4 protein-coding genes are annotated in these 4,340 nt (G+C 78.0%); all 4 read right to left on the bottom strand.

Annotation, left to right across the window (positions count from 1 at the left end; all coding sequences use genetic code 11):
• A partial coding sequence (locus M0638_RS27655) for a hypothetical protein (protein ID WP_248670179.1) occupies positions 1-290 on the bottom strand: 290 nt, incomplete at its 3' end.
• A 13-nt stretch (positions 291-303) separates the two neighbouring features.
• Positions 304-510: a hypothetical protein gene (locus M0638_RS27660; RefSeq protein WP_248670180.1), complete on the bottom strand. Its 207-nt coding sequence runs from the start codon at positions 508-510 to the stop codon at positions 304-306.
• An 8-nt stretch (positions 511-518) separates the two neighbouring features.
• Positions 519-2,756, bottom strand: a complete 2,238-nt coding sequence (locus tag M0638_RS27665; RefSeq protein WP_248670181.1) for a serine/threonine-protein kinase — start codon at positions 2,754-2,756, stop codon at positions 519-521.
• The coding region (locus tag M0638_RS27670) for a hypothetical protein (protein WP_248670182.1) at positions 2,753-4,340 on the bottom strand (1,588 nt) is incomplete at its 5' end. The genes M0638_RS27665 and M0638_RS27670, both read right to left, overlap by 4 nt.

Below are 4,340 nucleotides of genomic sequence, written 5' to 3' on the forward strand. Positions count from 1 at the left end.
TCCAGCCGCTCCGGCGACGGCGCGACGGCCGGCGTCCCCAGGGCGATCCCCGCCACGAAGCGCAGCGTGCCCTCCAGCCGCTCGAGATCGCCGTCCCACAGGCCGGCCTGCTCCGGAATGCCGCGCGCCAGGCGCAGTGCCATGTCGGCCGTCGCGGGGTCGCCGGCCTCGGCCGACCGGATCGCCAGCAGCAGCAGGTGCGCCACGGCGCCCTGCACCTGCACGCGCCAGGTCCGCAGCATCGCCGGGTGGTCCGGCGGCAGCGGCGTCGGCTGCGGCGTCGCGGTCACGGCGCTGTTCCGCTCACCGGTGGCGGCCCTGTAGGATCGGCCGCATGTCGCCCCGCACCAGCCGCCGCCTGCTGCGCCTGATCAACCTCTCCAGCGTTGCCGTCTTCGCCGGCGTGCTCGCCTGCGACATCGAGGGCGCCCGCGACAGCGGCCGGTTCGTCGCCGCCAGCGTCGCCGCCGCCGGCTGGGTCTGGTACTGGAACAGCGTCTGGGGCGACATCGAGCGGTTCACGGCGTGGTGGCGGCGTCGCCGGGCGCGTCCGACCACCCCCGCGATCCGGCAAAGAGGCCCCCGAGAATGGCTGCGGCTCCCGCCGAGCCTGCCGGCTGCCGGGCCAGGGCGCGCAGGCGCTGCACGCCTTCCGCCGAGGTGAGGATGTCGGCGATCCGGCCGACGTTGCGGCCGTAGCGCAGATCCTCCATCACCTCGCGCAGCCGGCGCGACCAGGCCGGCACGTTGGCCGCCGCCACCGCCCCCTGCACCAGCCCGCCGCGCGTCAGGTCGTCGCGCATCGCCGTGTTGAACGTCGTCTGGCTGCCCGCGGCCGCCCGGTACTGCTGCGCGTCGAACACGTCGAGCAGCCGCTCGAAGCCCCGCCACGCCTCCGGCCCGTGCGCCGCCTCGATCGCCGAGCGCAGCACCGCCCGCTGCTCGGCGTTGCCCGCCACCGTTGCCGCGAAGCCCGCCGCCCCCTGCTCGCGCTGCCCGGCACTACCGAGGCGCTGCGACGCTTCCTCGAAGGCGCCGCGGACATAGGTCGAGATCAGGTCCTGCGCCGCGCCGGGATCGCGCGCGGCGAGCTGGCGCACCGCCTGCCGGGTCGCGGCCGGCGTGGTCGGCAGCGCCGCGAGGCTCGGCGCGTCGGGCACCAGCGTCCGGTACTGCCCCGGCGCCGTCGGCTGGCGCGACACGGCCCCGATCAGCCCGCTCTCCAGCGGCTCGACCTGGGTGCGGCTGATGTCGGCGTAGCGGTCCAGCGCCACGCCGTAGGGGCCGCGCCCGGAGGTGGTGGCGAGGCTGTCCGAGAGGCCCCGCAGCCGGTCGCGCAGCCCGTTCAGCGCCGTGCCAACCCGGGCGGCCAGCTCCCGGTCGATCACCGGCTGCCCGGGCGCCGGCGGCGCGGCCAGCGTGTCGCGGAAGTACCGCCGCGCCCGCTCGATGCTCTCGATGTCGGTCACCGGCTCCAGCCGGCCGCTGGCGCCGGGGCGCTGGAACGAGCGCCGCACCGGGTCGAGCTGGCGCGCCAGCAGCCCGGACTGGTCCGCCCGGATGGCCTGGTCCATCTCCGCGATCGCCTGCTCCACCGCCTGCCGCACCTGCGGCCGCGCCGCCGGGGTGGAGAGCTGGCGCTGCGCCATCTCGAAGATCGGCCGGGTGGCGTCGGTGCGGGCACGCCGCGCCTCGGCCAGCACCTGCTCGGCCGCCGCACTCAGCCGGGCCGGGATGGTCGGCGCGGTCAGCGGGTCCGCCGCCGGCAGCTCGGCATCCGCCATCCGCCCGAAGGCCGCGCGGTTGGCCGCCGGCCGCTCCTGCATCAGCTGCCGCAGCGGCGCGCCCTGCTCGGCCTGCTCCACCGTGCGGCGCAGCGTTTGGAGACGCTGGTTCGCCCCGGTCACCTGCTGGATCGCCTCGTCGGCGGTAAGCGGCGTGCCGGCGGCGCGGGACTGCGCCATCAGCCGCTCGGCCACGGCCAGCTGCGTGTCGGTCACGCCCTCCAGCGCCCGGCGGGCCACCGTGGCGCTGCCCCGGTTTGCCAGCGAGGCGGCGCCGGCCGCCAGCGGCACGGCGGCGCCGGCGGCCGCCCGGGCGTAGGGCTCGGCCGCGGTGCCGGCCGTCGCCTGACCGGCCGCCTCGGAGGCCACGCCGGCGATGGCGCCGAGCCGCGCGCCCTGCACCGCCTGCCCGCCCAGCTCGCCGAGGCGCGCGCCCAGACCACCGGCCCTCAGCGCCGGGCCGAGCGGCAGCGGCACCGCGCTGCCCACCGCGAACTCCACCCCGCGCTGCGCCAGCCGGCCAAGCCGGCTTTCCGCCTCCGTCTCGCGCACGCCGGCCCTGTCCATGATGGCCGCGGCCGCCTGCTGCTGGGTCGGGGCGTGATCGGCGCCGACGTCGAGATACCGGGCGATCGCATCGCCCCGTTCCTCGCCGAACAGCCGGCGCAGCAGCCACCGGTCCGCCTCGGCGGCGGCGTTCGGCAGGCCGGCGATGGCGCCGAGGCCGCGGCTCACCGCCGTGCCCGCCAGGTCGTAGAGGCTGCCGCCACGCGCCGGTGCGGCGGCGGCGGCGGGCGTGGTGCCGCCCCCGGCGGCCGCCGGTGCCGCTCCTGCCAGCGGGAAGGCCGACCACGGATCGGGCGCGGCGCCGGGCGCGGCCGGGGACATGGCAGGGGCAGCGGCGCCACCCGGGCCGCCGCCGGCCAGGGGAAAGACCGACCAGGGATCGTTGCCGCCCACGCTGCCGCTCATGGCCGCACCCGCCGCTGCCCGTTGGGGTCGATGAACACCGTGCCCGAGGGCAGCCGCATCGCCTCCTCCGGCGAGGTCACGCGCGGCGGTCCGGCGCTGGCCGGCGCCGGCGGGCTGGCCGTGCTGCCCGGCGTCGGGCCAGGGATGCCGCCGCCGACCGCGCCCGCTGCCCCTGCCGCGCCCGCCGGTGCGTCCTGCGGCACGAACGGGCGCAGCAGGTCGCCGATGTCGTCGCGCTCGGTGATCTGCGGCAGCCGCTCGGCCTGGAAGCTCTCGAAGGCGTCCGACACGTTCTGGCCCGCATGGTCCCGCCGCCAGCTCCGCCAGGCCGTCGCGATCTCCCGATCGCGCTGCGCGCCGGCCCGGATCACGCCCAGCAGCACGCGGTTGCCCTCCGGCGTGGTGCCCAGGCTCGGCAGCGCCCGCTCCAGCATCTGCCGGTCGGCGTCGGAGAAGTTGTTCGTGGGGAAGGCGCCCGAGCCGATCAGCCCGGTCAGCATGCGCGAGGTCAGCCCCCGCAGCGCCTCGCCCGCCGCCGTCTCGCCGGGGTCGATGCCGAACCGCGCCAGCAGCTCCGGCGTCATGCCGGGGACCTGCCGCGCCAGCTGCTGGGCGGTCAGACGCATGCCGGCGCCGGCCCCGGTGTCGAAGCGCCGGTTCAGGCTCTCGAACAGGTTGACCTGCCGCAGCGTGTCGCCGGCGCGCTGGCCGGCCTGCTCGATGCCCACCGCCCGGTCGGCCTGCTGCGTCCCGTAGCGCTGCTCGAACGCCGTCGCGCCGCGCTGGTCGATGGTCACCGTCGGGCGCGTGTCCGGCGCCGCGCCGACGTCGATCCGCCGCGTCGGGTCGCGCGGGTCGAAGGCGACCAGCCGGTTGCCGACCGCGCGGAACTCGTAGTTGGGCAGCACGCCGCCCACCAGCTGCGGCGAGCGGTTCGGTCCTATCACCCAGGCCTGGCCCGGCGGCGCCGGCGGCAGGCCGAAGTCGCGCAGGTCGGCTGCGGTCGCCGGGCGCGTCTGCTGGCGCTGCGCGTCGATCGCGCCGTTGGCGATCGACAGCGCCGTGCCGATGTTGCCGCTCCCGGCCGCGAACTGCATCAGCAGCGCCTGGTCGGGGTTCAGCAGCGGCGGCCGGCCGGCAGCGGCGGCGGGCACCGCGCCGCCGGGCGACACCATGCCGCCGGCCTGCGCCAGGGTGGCCTGGCTGGGGATGGGCCGCTGGTCGGGGCCGAACACCACCGCCGGGGCCCGCGTCGGGGACGAGGGGCCGAGCGGCGGCTGCCCCGACACGCCGGCGTTCGGCTGCGCCATCGCCGGCAGCGGCCGGCCGCTCGGCGGCATGCCGGCCGGGATGCGGCTCTGCATCTCCGACTGTGGCGCGAGGCCGGTGGCGCCGTTGCGCTCGGCTTCGGTCTGGATGACGGAGCGGTTGGTCTGCGGCGTCCACGGCTCGCCGGCCGAGACGTCCCACCCGGCGCTCAGCGGCGGCGCGTTGGGATCGGGCGCGGCGTTGCGCGGGACCGGCCCGGCCGGCGGCCCGCCCGGCGCGTCGCTCATCACGGTCGGCGTCGCCGCCGCCACCTGC

The organism is Roseomonas acroporae, from assembly GCF_023223525.1.
Lineage (GTDB): Bacteria > Pseudomonadota > Alphaproteobacteria > Acetobacterales > Acetobacteraceae > Roseomonas_E > Roseomonas_E acroporae.

Coding starts and splice junctions, on each gene's coding strand:
- M0638_RS27665 (WP_248670181.1), bottom strand. CDS start 2,756: ATGAGCGGCAGCGTGGGCGGCAACGATCCCTGGTCGGTCTTTCCCCTG.
- M0638_RS27660 (WP_248670180.1), bottom strand. CDS start 510: ATGTCGCCCCAGACGCTGTTCCAGTACCAGACCCAGCCGGCGGCGGCG.